We start from the raw sequence: 16493 nt of genomic DNA on the forward strand, positions 1-16493 counted from the left end.
TCCCGTCCGCAGCGATTGGCCCGGAGTTGGCCTGGGAAGCGCAGCCGTGCAACGCGCACGGCAGCATCGCGAGCCAAGATCAGGACGCGCAGCAGGAGGGGGCAGGCGCAGAGGGAACCACCATGAATTACCACTGGAACTGGGGCGTCTTCTTTACCGAAGCCGCCCAGAATCAGACCTATCTCGACTGGCTGCTCGCGGGGTTGAAGACCACGCTGCTGCTCGGTCTTTCTTCCTGGATCATCGCGCTCGTGCTCGGCTCCGTGCTGGGCGTGCTGCGCACCGTGCCGAACAAGTGGCTGTCGGGCTTCGCCACGGCCTACGTCGAACTGTTCCGCAACATCCCGCTGATCGTGCAGCTGTTCATCTGGTACTTCGTCGTGCCGGAACTGGTGCCGGGCGGCGACTACATCAAGCAGATGAACCCCGCCACCGCGATGTTCCTGTGCGCGATGCTGTGCCTTGGTACCTTTACCGCGGCGCGGGTGTGCGAGCAGGTGCGCTCGGGTATCAATTCGCTGCCGCGCGGTCAGCGCAACGCCGGTCTGGCGATGGGGTTCACGCTGGCGCAGACGTACCGCTTCGTGCTGCTGCCGATGTCGTTCCGCATCATCGTGCCGCCGCTCACGTCGGAGTTCCTGAACATCTTCAAGAACTCGGCCGTGGCATCGACGATCGGCCTGCTCGAACTGGCCGCGCAAGGTCGCCAGCTGGTCGACTACACCGCGCAGCCGTATGAATCGTTCATCGCCGTGACGCTGATGTACATGCTGATCAACCTGACCGTGATGGGCCTGATGCGCTGGGTGGAAGCACGTACCCGCCTGCCTGGCTTCATCGGCGGCAAGTAACAGGGCGAGGACTTTCCATGGCTTATCAATTCGATTTCTCGTCCATCAATGCCGACAACATGCGTGTGCTCGGCGAGGGGATGATCCTCTCGCTCGAGATCACGGGCACGGCCATCCTGGTCGGCATCGTCTGGGGCACGCTGCTCGCCATGATGCGACTCTCGGGCATCAAGCCGCTGCAGTGGTTCGGGCAGGCGTACGTGAACCTCTTCCGCTCCATCCCGCTGGTGATGGTGCTGCTGTGGTTCTTCCTGATCGTGCCGCAGGTCCTGCAGAAGATCTTCGACCTGTCGCCGGCCACCGACATGCGGATGACCTCCGCGCTGGTTGCCTTCGCGCTGTTCGAGGCGGCGTACTACTCCGAGATCATCCGCGCCGGTATCCAGAGCGTGTCGCGCGGGCAGATGTTCGCGGCCTATGCGATGGGCATGACGTACGGCCAGGCCATGCGCCTGGTGATCCTGCCGCAGGCCTTCCGCAACATGATCCCGCTGCTGCTCACGCAGGCCATCATCCTGTTCCAGGATACGTCGCTGGTGTATGTGAGCGCGCTGTCGGACTTCTTTACGCAGGCATACAACATCGGCGAGCGCGACGGCCGTATCGTCGAGCTGCTGCTGTTTGCCGGCTTTGTCTATTTCATGATCTGCTTCGGCGCCTCCGTGCTGGTGAAGCGGCTTCAGAAGAAGGTGACCCAATGATCGAGATCAAGAACGTTTCCAAGTGGTACGGCAGCTTCCAGGTGCTGACCGACTGCACCACCAGCGTGAAGAAGAGCGAGGTGGTGGTGGTGTGCGGCCCGTCGGGTTCGGGCAAGTCCACGCTCATCAAGACCGTCAACGCGCTGGAGCCGTTCCAGAAGGGCGAGATCCTCGTCGATGGCACATCCGTGGGCGCCAAGGGCACGAACCTGCCGAAACTGCGTTCGCGCGTGGGCATGGTGTTTCAGAACTTCGAGCTGTTCCCGCATCTGTCGATCACCGAGAACCTCACGATCGCGCAGCAGAAGGTGCTGGGCCGCTCGAAGGAAGAAGCGATGGCCAAGGGCCTGAAGTACCTGGACCGCGTGGGCCTGAAGGCGCATGCCGCCAAGTACCCGGGTCAGCTCTCGGGTGGCCAGCAGCAGCGCGTGGCGATTGCCCGTGCGCTCTCGATGGACCCGATCTGCATGCTGTTCGACGAACCGACCTCCGCGCTGGACCCGGAAATGGTCAACGAAGTGCTCGACGTGATGGTGGAGCTCGCCAAGGAAGGCATGACCATGATGTGCGTGACCCACGAAATGGGTTTCGCCCGCAAGGTCGCCAACCGCGTGATCTTCATGGATCAGGGCCGCATCGTTGAAGACTGCGAGAAGGAAGAGTTTTTCGGCAACATCGAGAACCGTTCGGACCGCGCCAAGCAGTTCCTGTCGAAAATCCTCTCGCACTAAGCACAGGCGCGAGGCAACAAAATGCCGCTCCGGGTGTATCCCACCTCGGAGCGGCTTTTTTGATGGGCGATGCAGCGTCAGGTGCAGGCCGTGTTGGCGGCATTGGCGATCTGCACTGCCTCCGGAATCGGCACCTTGGTCGCCATGGTCGCCTGGCCCGATTCGAACATCAGCAGTTCGCCCGGCACGAACGGCGTCCAGACTTCGTTGTCGGTGAGCGGCGCGGTGGCGATCACAGCCACGCGATCGGCTGGTGTCGTGTACTTGGCGAAATCGATCGTCATGTCGGCGTCGATCAGGTGTGCCGTCGAAAACGGCCATTGCCGCACGATGTAGTACAGCCGCGTCGAGCAATGCGCGAACAGCGCCTGGCCATTGCACAGCAGGAAGTTGAACACGCCGTAGCGGGTGATTTCCTTGGTGACGTCGGACAGCGCGTAGAACAGCTCGTTCAGCGGCGGCTGCGAACCCGGAAACCGTTTGCGCAGCGCCTGCATGATAAAGCAGAAGGCGAGCTCGCTGTCGGTGTCGCCCACGGGCTGGTAGACGCCCGACAGAAACGGCGAGAAGTTCTTCAAGTCGCCGTTATGCGCAAAGATCCAGTGCCGGCCCCAGAGCTCGCGCATGAACGGGTGGCAGTTTTCCAGCCGCACCGTCCCTTGCGTGGCCTTGCGGATGTGCGAGATGACGTTCTTCGACTTGATCGGATACCGCTTGACCAGCTCCGCCACCGGCGAGGTGCCGGCCGACTGATTGTCGATGAACAGGCGGCACGCCTTGTCTTCGAAGAACGCGACCCCGAAGCCATCGGCGTGGTGATCGGTCACGCCACCGCGCGCGGCGAACCCGGTGAACGAGAACGTCACATCGGTCGGTTCGGCGCAGTTCATGCCCAGCAGCTGGCACATGGTGGGGAAAAAGTCGATGCAATAAAATAGCCATTATCCTGCCGGCCGACGGGGGTGCCAAGCGGCTTGGCGTCCGCGGCCCCGCCCCGGGGGGCGGCCGTTGCGCCCACGCCGCACGCCGTCGGAATCCCCACCCAACGCAGCATCTCACCACCTTCAACCGGAACACCCCATGAAGTCCTACCGCATTGCCGTGATCCCCGGAGACGGGATCGGCAAGGAAGTCGTCCCTGAAGGTCTGCGCGTGCTGGATGCGGCGTCGCGCAGGTTCGGCTTTGCGCTGCAGACCGATCATTTCGATTTTGCGAGCTGCGACTACTACGCCCGCCACGGCAAGATGCTGCCCGACGACTGGTTCGAGACGCTGCGCGGCTACGACGCCATCTTCTTCGGTGCGGTGGGCTGGCCCGATACGGTGCCCGATCACATTTCGCTGTGGGGCTCGCTGCTGCAGTTCCGGCGCGGTTTCGACCAATACGTGAACCTGCGCCCGGTGCGCCTGATGCCTGGCATCCGCAGCCCGCTTGTCGACCGCAACGGCCAGCCGCGCGCACCCGGCGCGATCGATTTCTACGTCGTGCGCGAGAACACCGAGGGTGAATACTCCAGCGTGGGCGGACGCATGTACGGCGGCACGGAGCGCGAGATCGTGATCCAGGAAACGGTCATGAGCCGCACCGGCGTCGACCGCATCCTCAAGTTCGCCTTCGATCTGGCTCAGCGCCGCCCCGCCAGGCACCTGACGTCGGCGACCAAATCGAACGGCATCTCGATCACCATGCCGTACTGGGACGAGCGCGTGGAAGCGATGGCCAGGCACTACCCGGACGTCAACGTCGACAAGTTCCACATCGACATCCTGACCGCGCACTTCGTGCAGAAGCCCGAGATGTTCGACGTGGTGGTCGCCAGCAATCTGTTCGGCGACATCCTTTCCGACCTCGGGCCGGCCTGCACGGGCACGATTGCCATCGCACCGTCGGGCAACATCAACCCGGATCGCACGTATCCGAGCCTGTTCGAGCCGGTGCACGGCTCGGCGCCCGACATCGCGGGCCAAGGCATTGCCAACCCGATCGGGCAGATCTGGTGTGCGGCGATGCTGCTGGAGCATCTTGGCGAACTCGAGGCGGGGGCCGCCGTGCTGGCGGCCATTGAGGAGGTGCTGGCGGCCGGCCCCGGCCATGCGCCGCTCACGCGCGACATTGGCGGCACGGCTGGCACGGTCGACCTGGGCCGCGCGATCGCAGAGGCCCTGGCATGAAGCTCGACCGCCCCGGCGCCCGCGCCCTCTTGCTGGAGAGCTACGCAGCCGCCGTGGGGGCCGCCGATCCGCTGAAGATCGTCGCCGGCTTCCTGCCGCCGCCGCACGCCGCCGGCAAGACGCTGGTGGTCGGCGCCGGCAAGGCTGCCGCATCGATGGCGCTGGCTGTCGAGCAGGCCTACGCAGGCCGCGCGCAACTCGAAGGGCTGGTCGTCACGCGCTACGCCCACGGCCTGCCGACCGAGCGCATCCGCGTGATCGAAGCCGGTCACCCTGTGCCCGACGAGGCCGGCGAGCAAGCCGCGCTCGAGATTCTCGAGCGCGTATCGGCCCTCACCGGGAACGACCGGCTGATCGTGCTGGTCTCGGGCGGCGGCTCGAGCCTGCTGTCGCTGCCGGCCGACGGCATCCCGATGGCCGATCTGAAGGCCGTCACGCGTGAGTTGCTGCGCTGCGGCGCACCCATCACCGACATGAACATCGTGCGCAAGCACGTCTCGCGCATCCAGGGCGGGCGGCTGGCGGCCGCGTCGCGCGCGCCTGTGACCACGCTCATCGTCTCCGACGTGGCCGGCGATGATCCGAGCGCCATCGCCAGCGGGCCCACGGTGCCCGACCCGAGCACCTATGCCGATGCGCTTGCCATCCTCAGGCGCTGGGGCGCGCAGATGCCCGACACCGTGCGCACCCACCTCGAACGCGGCGCCCGCGGCGAGATCGCGGAAACGCCCAAGCCCGGTGATCCCTGCTTCGGTCGCGTCAGCAATCACATCATCGCGACCGCGCAGCAGAGCCTGCAGGCCGCCGCTCAGGTTTTTGCGGCGCGCGGCATCCGCACGGCCGTCCTCGGCGATACCGTAACCGGCGAGGCGCGCGAGGTCGCCCAGGTGTATGGCGCCCTGGCCCGGCAGATCCGCCAGCACGGCACGCCGTTCGCCGCGCCGGTCGCGCTCATCTCCGGCGGCGAATGCACGGTGACGATTCCGCCCGGCCTGACCGGCGGCAGGGGTGGGCGCTGCGCGGAGTTCCTGCTCTCGCTCGGCGTCACGCTGGACGGCATGGACAACGTCTACGCCCTCGCCGCCGATACAGACGGCATCGACGGATCGGAGGACAATGCGGGCGCGCTGCTCGATCCCGAATCCATCGCCCGTGCTGCCGCCAGGGGCATTGCCGCTCGCGCCGCGTTGGACGTACACGACGCCTATGGTTTCTTCGCGGCCGCCGATGACCTCATCGTTACCGGGCCGACGCGTACCAACGTCAACGACTACCGCGCCATCCTCATTCTCTGAATCTGCATTCCGCATCCGAAGGCTGCATCACCATGACCGACACCCTCACAATCGTCCGCCCCGATGACTGGCACCTGCACCTGCGCGACGGCGACGCGCTCGCCGATGTGGTGGGCGACACCGCGCGCCAGTTCGGCCGGGCGATCATCATGCCGAACCTCAAGCCCCCGGTGACGACCACCGCCCAGGCGCGCGCCTACCGCGAGCGCATCCTCGCGGCGCTGCCCGCCGGTACGCAGTTCGAGCCGCTGATGACGCTGTATCTGACCGACAACACGTCCCCCGAGGTCATCCGCGAGGCCAAGGCCAGCGGCATTGTCCATGGCGTGAAGCTGTATCCCGCGGGTGCCACCACCAACAGCGATGCCGGCGTGACGGACCTGCGCCGCTGCGCCAAGACGCTCGAAGCCATGCAGGAAGTCAGCATGCCACTGCTCGTGCACGGCGAGGTGACCGACCCGACCGTCGACATCTTCGATCGCGAGGCCGTCTTCATCGACACGGTGATGCTGCCGCTGCGCCGCGACTTCCCGGCGCTGAAGGTCGTGTTCGAGCACATCACCACCAAGCACGCAGCCGAATACGTGCGCGATGCGGAAGGCCCGGTCGGCGCAACCATCACCGCGCATCATCTGCTGTACAACCGCAACGCCCTGTTTGTCGGCGGCATCCGCCCGCATTACTACTGCTTGCCGGTGCTCAAGCGCGAAACGCACCGCCTGGCGCTGGTGGCCGCGGCCACCTCGGGCCACCCGCGCTTCTTCCTCGGTACCGACAGCGCGCCGCACGCCAAGGGCGTCAAGGAACACGCCTGCGGTTGCGCCGGCTGCTACACTGCGCTGCACGCCATGGAGCTGTACGCCGAGGCCTTTGAAGACGCCAACGCACTCGACAAGCTCGAAGGTTTTGCGAGCCTCCACGGGCCGGACTTCTACGGCCTGCCGCGCAACGCCGGCACGCTGACGCTCACGCGCTCGCAATGGCAGCTTCCCGCCGAAGTCCCGTTCGGCGAGCAGACGCTGGTGCCGTTGCGCGGCGGCGAGATGCTGCGCTGGAAGTCTGTCTGAGTTGCTGGCCGCTGATCTCGGTGCGATCGACTGGGGCCATCCGGCGTTCGCACCGCTCGCTGCAGTGGGCGCGCCGCTTGCAGACGCAATCACGCGGGGCGCCGATCTTCGAGACGCACTGAACGCGCAGCCGGCGGCACATGCAATCGGCACGTGCAGCGGTCATGCCCTGCGCTTCGTCCGGCAAGATGCACTGCCGGCCGGCACCGCTTACGAAGCACACATCGCCGCCACGGGCGAGGTGCCGACCCGGGACAATCTCCACGACTTTTTCAACGCCCTGATCTGGTTGCATTGGCCGCGTGCGAAGGCAGCGCTCAACGCGCGCCAGGCGCGGGTGATCACGCAGGACGGGATTGGCGCGGCACGCGGCACCGTTCGCGATGCCGCCACGCTGTTCGACGAAAATGCCCTGATCTTTCTGCACGCCGAAGACGCGCCTGAGCGGTGTCTGACCGGGTTCGACTGGCGCGGCTTGTTCGTCGAGGGCAGGGCAGCGTGGGGCGCCACGTGCGCGGTTCTGCCGTTCGGCCATGCAGTCTTGGAAAAGCTGGTCGCGCCTTACAAGTCGATCACGGCCCACGCGTGGCCGGTGCAGGTGGCCGCGTTGCCGGCGGACCGCCCCTCGCTCGACGCTGCGCTGGCCGAGACACTGCTGCACGCCGATCTCGCGCCCCGCCATTTCCGCCCGTTGCCCGTCATGGGGATCCCGGGTTGGTGCGATGCCAACGAAGACGCCGGCTTCTATCTGGACACGACAGTCTTTCGCCCGGGCCGGCGGCGATTCTTACCTGAACAGTGCTAGACTCGCGCCTCGCGAAGCGGACCAGACAACCGCTGCTTGCGCCGCCTCGTGCGAGCGGAAGGGGAGGAAAGTCCGGACTCCATAGAGCAGGGTGATGGCTAACGACCATCCACGGTGACGTGCGGAATAGGGCCACAGAGACGAGTCTTCGCCCGGGCTTCGGTCAGGGCGAAGGGTGAAACGCGGTAACCTCCACCCGGAGCAATCCCAAGTAAGCAGGCGATGAAGCGGCTCGCCGAGTCTGCGGGTAGGGAGCTTGAGCCGGCTGGCAACAGCCGGTCTAGAGGAATGGTTGTCACGCCGCTGGTTTCGGCCACGCGGCGCACAGAATCCGGCTTATCGGTCCGCTTCGCTTCTTATTCCGATGCGCCCGGCTGCGTGGCGAGGTCCACCAGCTCCAGCGAGTGCGTGATCTCGGCTGTCTTGGCCAGCATGATCGACGCCGAGCAGTACTTCTCGTGCGACAACTGGATCGCACGTTCAACGGCTTCCCGCTTGAGATTGCGCCCCGTCACCGTAAAGGTGAAGTGAATCCGCGTGAAGACCTTCGGGTCGGTTTCGGCGCGATCGGCATGCAGCTTGACGCTGCAGCCCTGCACGTCTTGCCGGCCGCGCTTGAGGATCAGCACCACGTCATAGGCCGTGCAGCCGCCGGTGCCCAGCAGCACCATTTCCATCGGGCGCGGTGCCAGGTTGCGGCCACCGCCGTCCGGTGCGCCGTCCATGGTGACGAGGTGGCCGCTGCCGGTTTCCGCCAAAAAGGCCATGCCATCCGGGCCGGCCCAGCTCACTGTGCAATCCATGTCCAATCCTTGTGCGGAGTCGGCCTGCGCCGACGAAGTGCCACATTGTAGCCAGCGGCCCACGCCCGCGCTGTCCGATTAGGGTCGGGCCGGCTTGACAGTGGCACCTTCAAGAAAAGGTGCAACCCGCGGCTGCCGCACCAAAAACGACCCGAATTTCGAGGGGTCGCTCTAGCGTTTCGCGGACGCGACGCTCGACGTTACATGTAAGTAATTGATATATATGGAGTTTTATCGCTAGCGAGTGCTCCTATCTGCTTTCCGCATTACGGGATGCGATTTCGTAGTGCAAATTTCCTTGCGCGTGCCCCAGAAATGGGTATAATTTGCACCATTGGATCAGTTGATGCGGTGCAACCCGCCAAGTCAACCGATCAGCAGGTGTCTCCTCCACCCTCCTCCTTTGGTGGATTCAAACCCAAGCTCGATAGCTTGGGTTTTTTTTTGTCCGTTGTGCGGGGAACGCGCCCTTTTCCTTGTGTCAAGGGCTCGTCGCGAGGTACAATCGAAATCTTTTCCGGATTGCCCGCGGAGAAGACATCCAGAGAGCCCGCACCAACAAGCGGGAAGGCGGGCCGGCGACGACCTTGCATGAGGTTGCGCAGGCGTCCGCAAGACGATCCGTTCGTGAGCAGTTTGAGCGCAAGCTCTGGGCGCGATACGGGTCCACTCGGGCACTGACTCTATTTTGGAAAAATCATGAAGACCTTTTCCGCAAAGCCGCATGAGGTGAAGCGCGATTGGTACGTGATTGACGCGACGGACAAGGTCCTCGGGCGTGTCGCCAGCGAAGTGGCACACCGACTGCGCGGCAAGCACAAGCCCGAATTCACTCCGCACGTCGATACCGGCGATTTCATCATCGTCATCAACGCGGCCAAGCTGCGCGTGACGGGCGCCAAGACGACCGACAAGAAGTACTATCGCCACTCGGGTTACCCGGGCGGTATCTACGAAACGACGTTTGGCAAGATGCAGCAGCGTTTCCCGGGCCGTGCCCTGGAAAAGGCTGTGAAGGGCATGCTGCCGAAGGGTCCGCTGGGCTACGCGATGATCAAGAAGCTGAAGGTTTACGCCGAAGGCTCGCATCCGCACGAAGCTCAGCAGCCGAAAGCGCTGGAAATCTAAGGGGCCTAATCCATGATCGGAAACTGGAACTATGGCACCGGCCGCCGCAAGAGCGCTGTGGCACGTGTCTTCATCAAGTCCGGCAAGGGCGACATCATCGTCAACGGCAAGGCTATCAACGAGTACTTCGCTCGTGAAACCTCGCTGATGATCGTGCGTCAGCCGCTGGAACTGACCAACCACGCAGCTACGTTTGACATCAAGGTCAACGTGGTTGGCGGCGGTGAAACCGGCCAGGCCGGGGCCGTGCGTCACGGCATCACCCGCGCCCTGATCGATTACGATGCCACGCTGAAGCCCGCCCTGTCGAAGGCCGGTCTGGTGACGCGTGATGCACGTGAAGTCGAGCGTAAGAAGGTCGGTCTGCGCAAGGCCCGCCGCGCCAAGCAGTTCTCGAAGCGTTAATCGCTGCTCCTGCTTCAGCAAAGAACCACACCCTCGGGTGTGGTTTTTTGTTTTGTGGGCTTCACTCAAGTGATGTGATGCGTCCTGCCCCTCACTTACGCTTTGCAACAGCTCCGACATGCACGCAGGACTACAATTCACACTTTGCCAGCGTTTGGTTCGTATGATGCAATCCGCTGTTTCGCCTAAGCCGGTTTCGATCCGCAGTGCGAGCCTGGGAGTGGCCGCATGAAGGCGCGCCGCCTGTTGCGCCGCGCTTCCGTGCTCGCTCCGAACGTGACCGTACGTTCACGCCTGCCATGGCCGGTGACGGTTCTGCTGATTGCGGTGGTGCTTGGCTTGGCGGCGGCAGCAGCGCTGTGGGCGTTCGAGGAGGGCCGCCGTCTGACGGGGCCGCACGACAGCGACCTGCGCGCGATGAACCGCGAACTGACCGCGAAGTTGGCTGCGGTGCAGGCCGAGCGCGACAAGCTGGCCGCGTCGGCGGGCACCGTGGATGCCCGTCTGGGTATTGCCGAAGGGGCGCAGGCGCAGATGGCCGAGCAACTCAAGGCGCTCGAGACCGAGAACGCGCAACTGAAAGAAGATCTGGCGTTCTTCGACAGCCTGCTGCCCGCGCCGACCAACTCCGCCGGCATCTACGTGCGCAGCTTCCGCATTGCACCGGATGAAGCCCAGCCTACGCGCCTGCGCTTTCGCGTGTTGCTGATGCAGGGCGGCGGCAAGGCCTTTGCCCCGGTCTCCGAATTCCAGGGGCAATTGGCGCTGACGTTGAACGTGGTACAGGCGGGCAAACCTGCTACGATCGATTTCCCGGGTGGGGCGGCGAGCGGGTCGGCTGCAGCCACTACCCGCGTCAAGCTCACGCACTATCAGCGCCTGGAAGGTTGGGTGGATGTGCCACCCGGCACCACGGTGCAGTCGGTGATGGTGAAGGTGCTGCAGAACGGCAAGATCAAGGCGAGCCAGAGTTTTTCCATCTGACGGGCACGTCCTGTCGGAACAGTACAAAAAGAGGAGTCGACGATGCTGTTTGGCAAGAAGAAGGGCTTGGCGATTGAAACATTGCTCGGCGCCCGCACCAGGCTGGAAGGCGACCTTCGCTTCTCGGGCGGTCTGCGGATCGACGGCGAGATCAAGGGCAACGTCTACGGCGACCCTGACAAACCGAGCATGCTCGTCATTACCGACAGCGCACGCGTGGAAGGCGAGGTGCACGTCGGGCACCTGATCCTCAACGGCACGGTGGTGGGACCGGTGCATGTGGCTGAACTGCTCGAGTTGCAGCCCAAGGCCCGCATCGAGGGCAACGTGCAATACGCGGCGCTGGAGATGCACCAGGGCGCGGTCGTCATGGGCACGCTGACGCACGCGGCGCCTGGCGATGTGAAGCTGCTGCCCAATCTCAAGCTGGCTTCGAACCAGGACTGATCACACGCGGTGCCAGCCGTTGCTGGGGCACCGCACAATGCCCCCTTGAAACCCGGGGCTTCGGCACGATTTCAAGCTTGCGCTTAAAATACAGGCAAGTTTGAGACGTATCCCACAGGAGATTTTCATGAACGCAGTCGCGCAGGCAGCCACGCCCGATGTGAACGAGGTTCCGGCTCCGCTGGTCTTTACCGACAGCGCTGCGGACAAGGTCAAGCAACTGATTGAAGAAGAAGGCAACCCGGAGCTCAAGCTGCGCGTGTTCGTGCAGGGCGGCGGTTGCTCGGGCTTCCAGTACGGCTTCACCTTTGACGAAGAAACCAACGAAGACGACACGACCATGACCAAGAATGGCGTGACGCTGCTGATCGACTCGATGAGCTACCAGTACCTGGTGGGCGCCGAGATCGACTACAAGGAAGACATCAACGGCGCGCAATTCGTCATCAAGAATCCGAATGCCTCGACCACCTGCGGTTGCGGCTCGTCGTTCTCGGTCTGACGGGGCCTCGCTCCAAAGGAAAAAGCGCACCTGGGTGCGCTTTTTTGTTGCCTTGAGTTTGGGTGCTCAGGCCGGATAGATCGCGCCCAGAATGCGACCGCCCGAGGCGCCGGTCGCGGTGTGCAGATTGCCCGGTACGCGGTGTACGCACTGGCGCGCGAGCCACGCAAAGGCGAGCGCTTCCACCTGATGCGCTGGCACGCCAAAGTCGTCTGTCGGGGCGACTTGCACGCCCGGCAGCTGCCGCGCGATGCGCGCCATCAGCGCGCCGTTGCGTGCACCGCCGCCGCAGACGAGCAGCGATGTCGCTTGCGGCGCATGCGCCCGTACGGCATCGGCGATGGTGTCGGCGGTGAGGGCGAGCAGCGTGGCTTGCACGTCTGCGGGGCGTGCGGCGGCAAGTGCATCGCCGAGCGTCTGCTGCAGCCACGCCGGGTTGAACAGGTCGCGACCGGTACTCTTGGGCGGAGGCGCGGCAAAGAACGGGGCCGCCTTGAGCTGTGCGAGCAGGGCTTCGTCGATGCGGCCGGTGCGCGCCCAGGCGCCGTCGGCGTCGTAGCGGGTGCCTTGGTGGCTGTAGACCCAATAGTCCATGAGGGCGTTGCCGGGGCCGCAGTCGAAGCCCAGCACGGCGTCGCGCGCATCGGACGCCTGCGGGGGCAGCACGGTCAGGTTGGCGATGCCGCCGATGTTGCACACCACGCGCCACGCATCCGGCAGGCCAAACAGCGCGCGATGCAGGGCCGGCACAAGCGGCGCGCCCTGGCCGCCCGCGGCGATGTCGCGGCTGCGAAAGTCGGCGATGACGTCGATGCCGACACGCTCGGCCAGCACGGCAGCATGCTGTGTCTGGCGCGTGTATCCGATGCCGTCGTGCGCCCCGGGCTGATGACGGATCGTCTGCCCGTGCGCGCCGATGGCCTGCACGTCGTGTGCGGTCAGTCCCGTGGCATTGAGCAGCCTGCCGACGCATTCGGCGTAGACGATGGCGAGCGCATTGGCGGCCAAGGCCTCGCGGTGGATTTCATCGTGACCGGCGTGCTGCAGGTCCAGAAAGCGCTGCCGCAGCTCGGCAGGGAAGGGCACGTAGGCGTCGGCCAGGACGGCCGGGTGGTCGCCGGAGAAATCCGCGAGTACGCCGTCGACGCCGTCCAGGCTGGTGCCGGACATCAGGCCGATGTAGCGGTCGCTGCGGGTGGAAATGTTGTCGGGATGGCTCATGCGCGACAGCTTACCAGCGCGATGGCGGGCCGGCTGGGCACATCACGGTAAAATCCCGGGATTGCGCGGCCGGAACGTCTTGGACGCATGTCGGCCATCGCGCACGCACGATCTCCCTGTTTCTTGTTTCCGTTCGCGCCGTTGCTTCAGCGGCGCGGTGACCTTTCTTTTTGCCATGACCGCACCTGACGCTTCCGTACCCGCTTCCGACAACGCTACGCCGGGCAAACCGAAATATCCGGTCACGCCCGAGGTGCTGCACGCGATGGAGGTGTCGCTGCGCGGCTGCGACGAATTGCTGGTGGCGGCAGAGTGGGAACAGAAGCTCGCGCGCAGCGCCGCGACCGGCGTGCCGTTGCGCATCAAGCTGGGCCTGGACCCGACTGCGCCCGACATCCACATCGGCCACACGGTGGTGCTCAACAAGATGCGCCAGCTGCAGGACCTGGGGCATCAGGTGATCTTCCTGATCGGCGATTTCACCTCGACCATCGGCGATCCGTCGGGCCGCAACTCGACGCGCCCGCCGCTCACGCGCGAGCAGATCGAGGCCAACGCACAGACCTACTACCGCCAGGCCAGCATGGTCCTTGACCCGAGCAAGACCGAGATCCGCTACAACAGCGAATGGTGCGACCCGCTGGGTGCGCGCGGCATGATCCAGCTGGCGTCGCGCTACACCGTCGCCCGCATGATGGAGCGCGATGACTTCACCAAGCGCTTCAAGGCCGGCGTGCCGATCTCGGTGCACGAATTCCTCTACCCGCTGATGCAGGGGTACGACTCCGTTGCGCTGAAATCCGACCTGGAGCTGGGTGGCACCGACCAGAAATTCAACCTGCTGGTCGGGCGCGAGCTGCAGAAGGAATACGGCCAGGAGCCGCAGTGCATCCTGACGATGCCGCTGCTGGTGGGGCTGGACGGCGTGGAGAAGATGTCCAAGTCCAAGGGCAACTACGTCGGCATCAGCGAGGCGCCGAATGAGATGTTCGGCAAGCTGATGAGCATCTCCGACGACCTGATGTGGACGTACTACACGCTGCTGTCCTTCCGCCCGCAGGCCGAGATCGACATGATGAAGGAAGAGGTCGCGCTGGGCCGCAACCCGCGCGATTGCAAGGTGCTGCTGGCGCAGGAAATCGTTGCGCGCTTCCACAGCCAGGCCGATGCCGAGCGCGCACTGGATGACTTCAACCACCGCGCCCGCGGCGGCGTGCCGGACGACATCCCGCAGATCGAGCTGTCGGGCGCGCCGCTGGGCATCGCGCAGCTGCTCAAGCAGGCCGGCCTCTGCCCGTCGACGTCGGAAGCCAACCGCAACATCGAGCAGGGTGGCGTAAAGATCGACGGTACCGTCATCAGCGACAAGGGCCTGAAGGTGGAGGCAGGCACGTTCGTCATGCAGGTCGGCAAGCGCCGATTTGCGCGCGTGGTGCTGAAGTGATCGGCCTGATCCAGCGCGTGTCGGAAGCGGCCGTGCGCGTCGATGGCCGCGTCGTCGGCGAGATCGGACCGGGCCTGCTCGCCCTCGTGTGCGCCGAACGCGGCGACACCGCCGCCGAGGCCGACCGCTTGCTGGAAAAGTTGCTGAACTACCGCGTGTTCTCGGATGCGCAGGGCAGGATGAACCTGCCGGTGCGCAACATCGACGGCAACGGGCAGGCAGGCGGCTTGCTGATCGTCTCGCAGTTCACGCTGGCGGCCGATACCAAGTCCGGTACGCGTCCGAGCTTTACGCCGGCGGCTGCGCCGCAAGACGGCCGCCGCCTGTACGAGCATTTCGTGACGCGGGCGCAGGCGCAGCACCCCATCGTCGCCACCGGGGAGTTCGGTGCCGACATGAAGGTGTCGCTCGTCAACGATGGGCCGGTCACGTTCTGGCTGCAGGTCGCGCCGCCAGCGGTGCGGGCGGCAGCGCCCGAGGTGGCCAAATCCGCCGTCAAATCCGTCTGACCTGCCCAGGACCCCGTGATGCCACGCGCCGCTGCCATGCCCATGCCGATGCCGCAAATTACCCACATCGTGCTCATCCGCCACGGCGAGACCGACTGGAACCGTGAGCGCCGCCTGCAAGGCCAGCTCGACGTGCCGCTGAACACGCAGGGGCTTGAGCAAGCCGCGCAGCTCGGCAGGGCGCTCGCGGGTGAGCGCTTCGATGCGGTCTACGCAAGCGACCTGTCGCGCGCCCGGCAGACCGCGCAAGCGCTGGCCGATGAGCTCGGCGTAGCGGTGCGCGACGACGCCGGCCTTCGCGAACGCTGCTACGGCGAGTTCGAAGGCCTGACCTACGCCGAAGTCGCCGAGCGGCATCCGGCTGAATTCGACGCCTGGCAGAACCGCGTGCCGGCGTTCGCGCCGCCCGGCGGCGAAACGCTCACCGAATTCCACGAGCGCGCGGTGCAGACAGCCCTGCGCCTCGTCCGCCGCCACCCCGGCGAACGCATCGCGCTGGTCAGCCACGGCGGCGTGCTGGATTGCCTGTATCGCCACGCCAACGCCATGACGCTCACCGAGCCACGCCGGCATGAGCTGCGCAACGCGAGCATCAACCGGCTTTCATCCGACGGTCATCAGTTGACCGTGCTGCAGTGGGGCGATGTCGCGCACCTCGATTTGCTGGTGCTCGACGAGGTGGACCGCCGCGTTCCCTGAACGCTACACCTTCAGCCGGAACGGCGTGAAGTCGGTATCGCGGTCGTAGTAGTCCTCGTTCTCGGCGCGCTTGAGGAAGGCGACGACGCGGTAGGTGAGTGGGGTTGCGACGATTTCCCAGCCGGTCTTGAGGATGTATTGCGCGATGGCCACGCGCAGCACCTGTTCGTGCGGCCAGATGCCGTAGAAGGCGATCACGTAGAACAGCGACGAATCGACCGCCTCGCCCACCACCGTGGACCCGACGATGCGCGTCCACAGCCATTTCCCTTCCGTTGCGATCTTCATCTTCGCCAGCGTGTAGCTGTTGGCAAAGCTGCCGCACCAGAATGCGATGAGCGACCCCGCCACGATGCGCGGCGTGTTGCCGAACACGTCGTTCAGGCTCTTCTGATAGCCGGCCATGAACGGCGCCACGGGCAGCGCCAGCACCACCAGCGACATGAACGACGCGAAGACGAGCGCGGCAAAACCCGCCCACACCACGCGGCGGTCGCGCCCGTAGCCGTACACCTCGGTGAGGATGTCGCCGAAGATGTACGAGATCGGGAAGAACAGCACGCCCGCGCCAAATGTGACCGGCCCAAGGATCGGCAACGTGACCTGCGCCGCCTTGGCCGCACCGATCAGGTTCGAGCACAGCAGCACTGTGACGAAGGCGGCCATGACGAAGTCGTAGTAGCGGAAGTTGCGCTGAGGACTTGGAGCGGTCATGGCATCGCGGCGCTG

General features: G+C 65.0%; 19 protein-coding genes and 1 other RNA gene. 16 read left to right on the plus strand and 4 right to left on the minus strand.

The window, feature by feature from the left end; all coding sequences use genetic code 11:
* Positions 1-122: 122 nt before the first annotated feature.
* From TK49_RS05480 to TK49_RS05490, 3 genes are read left to right on the plus strand one after another with little or no spacing between them, the layout of a single operon-like run.
* Positions 123-851, plus strand: a complete 729-nt coding sequence (locus tag TK49_RS05480; protein ID WP_045787762.1) for an amino acid ABC transporter permease — start codon at positions 123-125, stop codon at positions 849-851.
* 17 nt (positions 852-868) lie between these two features.
* Positions 869-1552, plus strand: a complete 684-nt coding sequence (gene gltK / locus TK49_RS05485; protein WP_045785804.1) for a glutamate/aspartate ABC transporter permease GltK — start codon at positions 869-871, stop codon at positions 1550-1552.
* Positions 1549-2283, plus strand: a complete 735-nt coding sequence (locus TK49_RS05490; protein ID WP_045785805.1) for an amino acid ABC transporter ATP-binding protein — start codon at positions 1549-1551, stop codon at positions 2281-2283. Before gltK ends, TK49_RS05490 begins: the two co-directional genes overlap by 4 nt.
* 77 nt (positions 2284-2360) lie before the next feature.
* Here the strand turns inward: TK49_RS05490 and TK49_RS05495 are convergent, their stop codons facing one another.
* Positions 2361-3191, minus strand: coding sequence for a class II glutamine amidotransferase (locus TK49_RS05495; protein ID WP_045785806.1), 831 nt, complete (start codon positions 3189-3191; stop codon positions 2361-2363).
* Positions 3192-3363: 172 nt separating this feature from the next.
* On the opposite strand from TK49_RS05495, the gene TK49_RS05500 reads away from it, so the two are divergent.
* From TK49_RS05500 to rnpB, 5 genes are all read left to right on the plus strand, one after another.
* A complete protein-coding gene (locus TK49_RS05500) occupies positions 3364-4455 on the plus strand; it encodes a tartrate dehydrogenase (protein WP_045785807.1) in 1092 nt (363 codons plus the stop codon).
* On the plus strand, positions 4452-5750 hold the full coding sequence (locus TK49_RS05505) for a glycerate kinase type-2 family protein (RefSeq protein ID WP_045785808.1): 1299 nt from the start codon (positions 4452-4454) through the stop codon (positions 5748-5750). Before TK49_RS05500 ends, TK49_RS05505 begins: the two co-directional genes overlap by 4 nt.
* A gap of 32 nt (positions 5751-5782) precedes the next feature.
* The gene (pyrC, locus tag TK49_RS05510) at positions 5783-6817 is read left to right on the plus strand and encodes a dihydroorotase (protein WP_045785809.1); all 1035 of its coding nucleotides are present in this window, start codon (positions 5783-5785) and stop codon (positions 6815-6817) included.
* 4 nt (positions 6818-6821) lie between these two features.
* Positions 6822-7622, plus strand: a complete 801-nt coding sequence (locus TK49_RS05515; RefSeq protein ID WP_045787763.1) for a DUF3025 domain-containing protein — start codon at positions 6822-6824, stop codon at positions 7620-7622.
* 13 nt (positions 7623-7635) lie between these two features.
* An RNA gene (gene rnpB, locus TK49_RS23765) (RNase P RNA component class A) lies at positions 7636-7977 on the plus strand.
* A gap of 1 nt (position 7978) precedes the next feature.
* Here the strand turns inward: rnpB and TK49_RS05520 are convergent.
* Positions 7979-8425: an OsmC family protein gene (locus tag TK49_RS05520; protein ID WP_045785810.1), complete on the minus strand. Its 447-nt coding sequence runs from the start codon at positions 8423-8425 to the stop codon at positions 7979-7981.
* A 699-nt stretch (positions 8426-9124) separates the two neighbouring features.
* Between TK49_RS05520 and rplM the strand changes: the two genes are divergently transcribed.
* From rplM to erpA, 5 genes are all read left to right on the plus strand, one after another.
* Positions 9125-9553 (plus strand): 50S ribosomal protein L13, encoded by a 429-nt coding sequence (gene rplM / locus TK49_RS05525; protein ID WP_009239122.1) that lies wholly within the window; start codon positions 9125-9127, stop codon positions 9551-9553.
* A 12-nt stretch (positions 9554-9565) separates the two neighbouring features.
* On the plus strand, positions 9566-9958 hold the full coding sequence (gene rpsI / locus TK49_RS05530; RefSeq protein ID WP_004633190.1) for a 30S ribosomal protein S9: 393 nt from the start codon (positions 9566-9568) through the stop codon (positions 9956-9958).
* Between the two features lie 228 nt (positions 9959-10186).
* Entirely contained in the window at positions 10187-10942 is a 756-nt protein-coding gene (locus TK49_RS05535; RefSeq protein WP_045785811.1) for a DUF6776 family protein, read from the plus strand.
* A gap of 42 nt (positions 10943-10984) precedes the next feature.
* A complete protein-coding gene (locus TK49_RS05540; protein ID WP_045785812.1) occupies positions 10985-11389 on the plus strand; it encodes a bactofilin family protein in 405 nt (134 codons plus the stop codon).
* 127 nt (positions 11390-11516) lie between these two features.
* On the plus strand, positions 11517-11891 hold the full coding sequence (gene erpA, locus TK49_RS05545) for an iron-sulfur cluster insertion protein ErpA (protein WP_045785813.1): 375 nt from the start codon (positions 11517-11519) through the stop codon (positions 11889-11891).
* Positions 11892-11957: 66 nt separating this feature from the next.
* Here erpA and TK49_RS05550 read toward each other — a convergent pair whose 3' ends face one another.
* Positions 11958-13112, minus strand: coding sequence for an anhydro-N-acetylmuramic acid kinase (locus TK49_RS05550; RefSeq protein WP_045785814.1), 1155 nt, complete (start codon positions 13110-13112; stop codon positions 11958-11960).
* Positions 13113-13287: 175 nt separating this feature from the next.
* On the opposite strand from TK49_RS05550, the gene tyrS reads away from it, so the two are divergent.
* From tyrS to TK49_RS05565, 3 genes are read left to right on the plus strand one after another with little or no spacing between them, the layout of a single operon-like run.
* The gene (gene tyrS / locus TK49_RS05555; protein ID WP_045785815.1) at positions 13288-14556 is read left to right on the plus strand and encodes a tyrosine--tRNA ligase; all 1269 of its coding nucleotides are present in this window, start codon (positions 13288-13290) and stop codon (positions 14554-14556) included.
* Positions 14553-15065 carry a D-aminoacyl-tRNA deacylase gene (dtd, locus tag TK49_RS05560; RefSeq protein ID WP_045785816.1) on the plus strand — a complete coding sequence of 171 codons (513 nt, stop codon included), beginning with the start codon at positions 14553-14555 and terminating at the stop codon, positions 15063-15065. The genes tyrS and dtd overlap by 4 nt, the downstream gene beginning before the upstream one ends.
* 18 nt (positions 15066-15083) lie before the next feature.
* Complete coding sequence (locus tag TK49_RS05565; RefSeq protein ID WP_045785817.1) at positions 15084-15764, plus strand: histidine phosphatase family protein; 681 nt, start codon at positions 15084-15086, stop codon at positions 15762-15764.
* A 3-nt stretch (positions 15765-15767) separates the two neighbouring features.
* Here the strand turns inward: TK49_RS05565 and TK49_RS05570 are convergent, their stop codons facing one another.
* Complete coding sequence (locus TK49_RS05570) at positions 15768-16478, minus strand: queuosine precursor transporter (RefSeq protein ID WP_045785818.1); 711 nt, start codon at positions 16476-16478, stop codon at positions 15768-15770.
* Positions 16479-16493 lie beyond the last annotated feature (15 nt).

The sequence above is a fragment of the Ralstonia mannitolilytica genome, from assembly GCF_000954135.1.
Lineage (GTDB): Bacteria > Pseudomonadota > Gammaproteobacteria > Burkholderiales > Burkholderiaceae > Ralstonia > Ralstonia mannitolilytica.

Coding starts and splice junctions, on each gene's coding strand:
- TK49_RS05480 (WP_045787762.1), top strand. CDS start 123: ATGAATTACCACTGGAACTGGGGCGTCTTCTTTACCGAAGCCGCCCAG.
- gltK (WP_045785804.1), top strand. CDS start 869: ATGGCTTATCAATTCGATTTCTCGTCCATCAATGCCGACAACATGCGT.
- TK49_RS05490 (WP_045785805.1), top strand. CDS start 1,549: ATGATCGAGATCAAGAACGTTTCCAAGTGGTACGGCAGCTTCCAGGTG.
- TK49_RS05495 (WP_045785806.1), bottom strand. CDS start 3,191: ATGTGCCAGCTGCTGGGCATGAACTGCGCCGAACCGACCGATGTGACG.
- TK49_RS05500 (WP_045785807.1), top strand. CDS start 3,364: ATGAAGTCCTACCGCATTGCCGTGATCCCCGGAGACGGGATCGGCAAG.
- TK49_RS05505 (WP_045785808.1), top strand. CDS start 4,452: ATGAAGCTCGACCGCCCCGGCGCCCGCGCCCTCTTGCTGGAGAGCTAC.
- pyrC (WP_045785809.1), top strand. CDS start 5,783: ATGACCGACACCCTCACAATCGTCCGCCCCGATGACTGGCACCTGCAC.
- TK49_RS05520 (WP_045785810.1), bottom strand. CDS start 8,425: ATGGATTGCACAGTGAGCTGGGCCGGCCCGGATGGCATGGCCTTTTTG.
- rplM (WP_009239122.1), top strand. CDS start 9,125: ATGAAGACCTTTTCCGCAAAGCCGCATGAGGTGAAGCGCGATTGGTAC.
- rpsI (WP_004633190.1), top strand. CDS start 9,566: ATGATCGGAAACTGGAACTATGGCACCGGCCGCCGCAAGAGCGCTGTG.
- TK49_RS05535 (WP_045785811.1), top strand. CDS start 10,187: ATGAAGGCGCGCCGCCTGTTGCGCCGCGCTTCCGTGCTCGCTCCGAAC.
- TK49_RS05540 (WP_045785812.1), top strand. CDS start 10,985: ATGCTGTTTGGCAAGAAGAAGGGCTTGGCGATTGAAACATTGCTCGGC.
- erpA (WP_045785813.1), top strand. CDS start 11,517: ATGAACGCAGTCGCGCAGGCAGCCACGCCCGATGTGAACGAGGTTCCG.
- TK49_RS05550 (WP_045785814.1), bottom strand. CDS start 13,112: ATGAGCCATCCCGACAACATTTCCACCCGCAGCGACCGCTACATCGGC.
- tyrS (WP_045785815.1), top strand. CDS start 13,288: ATGACCGCACCTGACGCTTCCGTACCCGCTTCCGACAACGCTACGCCG.
- TK49_RS05565 (WP_045785817.1), top strand. CDS start 15,084: ATGCCACGCGCCGCTGCCATGCCCATGCCGATGCCGCAAATTACCCAC.
- TK49_RS05570 (WP_045785818.1), bottom strand. CDS start 16,478: ATGACCGCTCCAAGTCCTCAGCGCAACTTCCGCTACTACGACTTCGTC.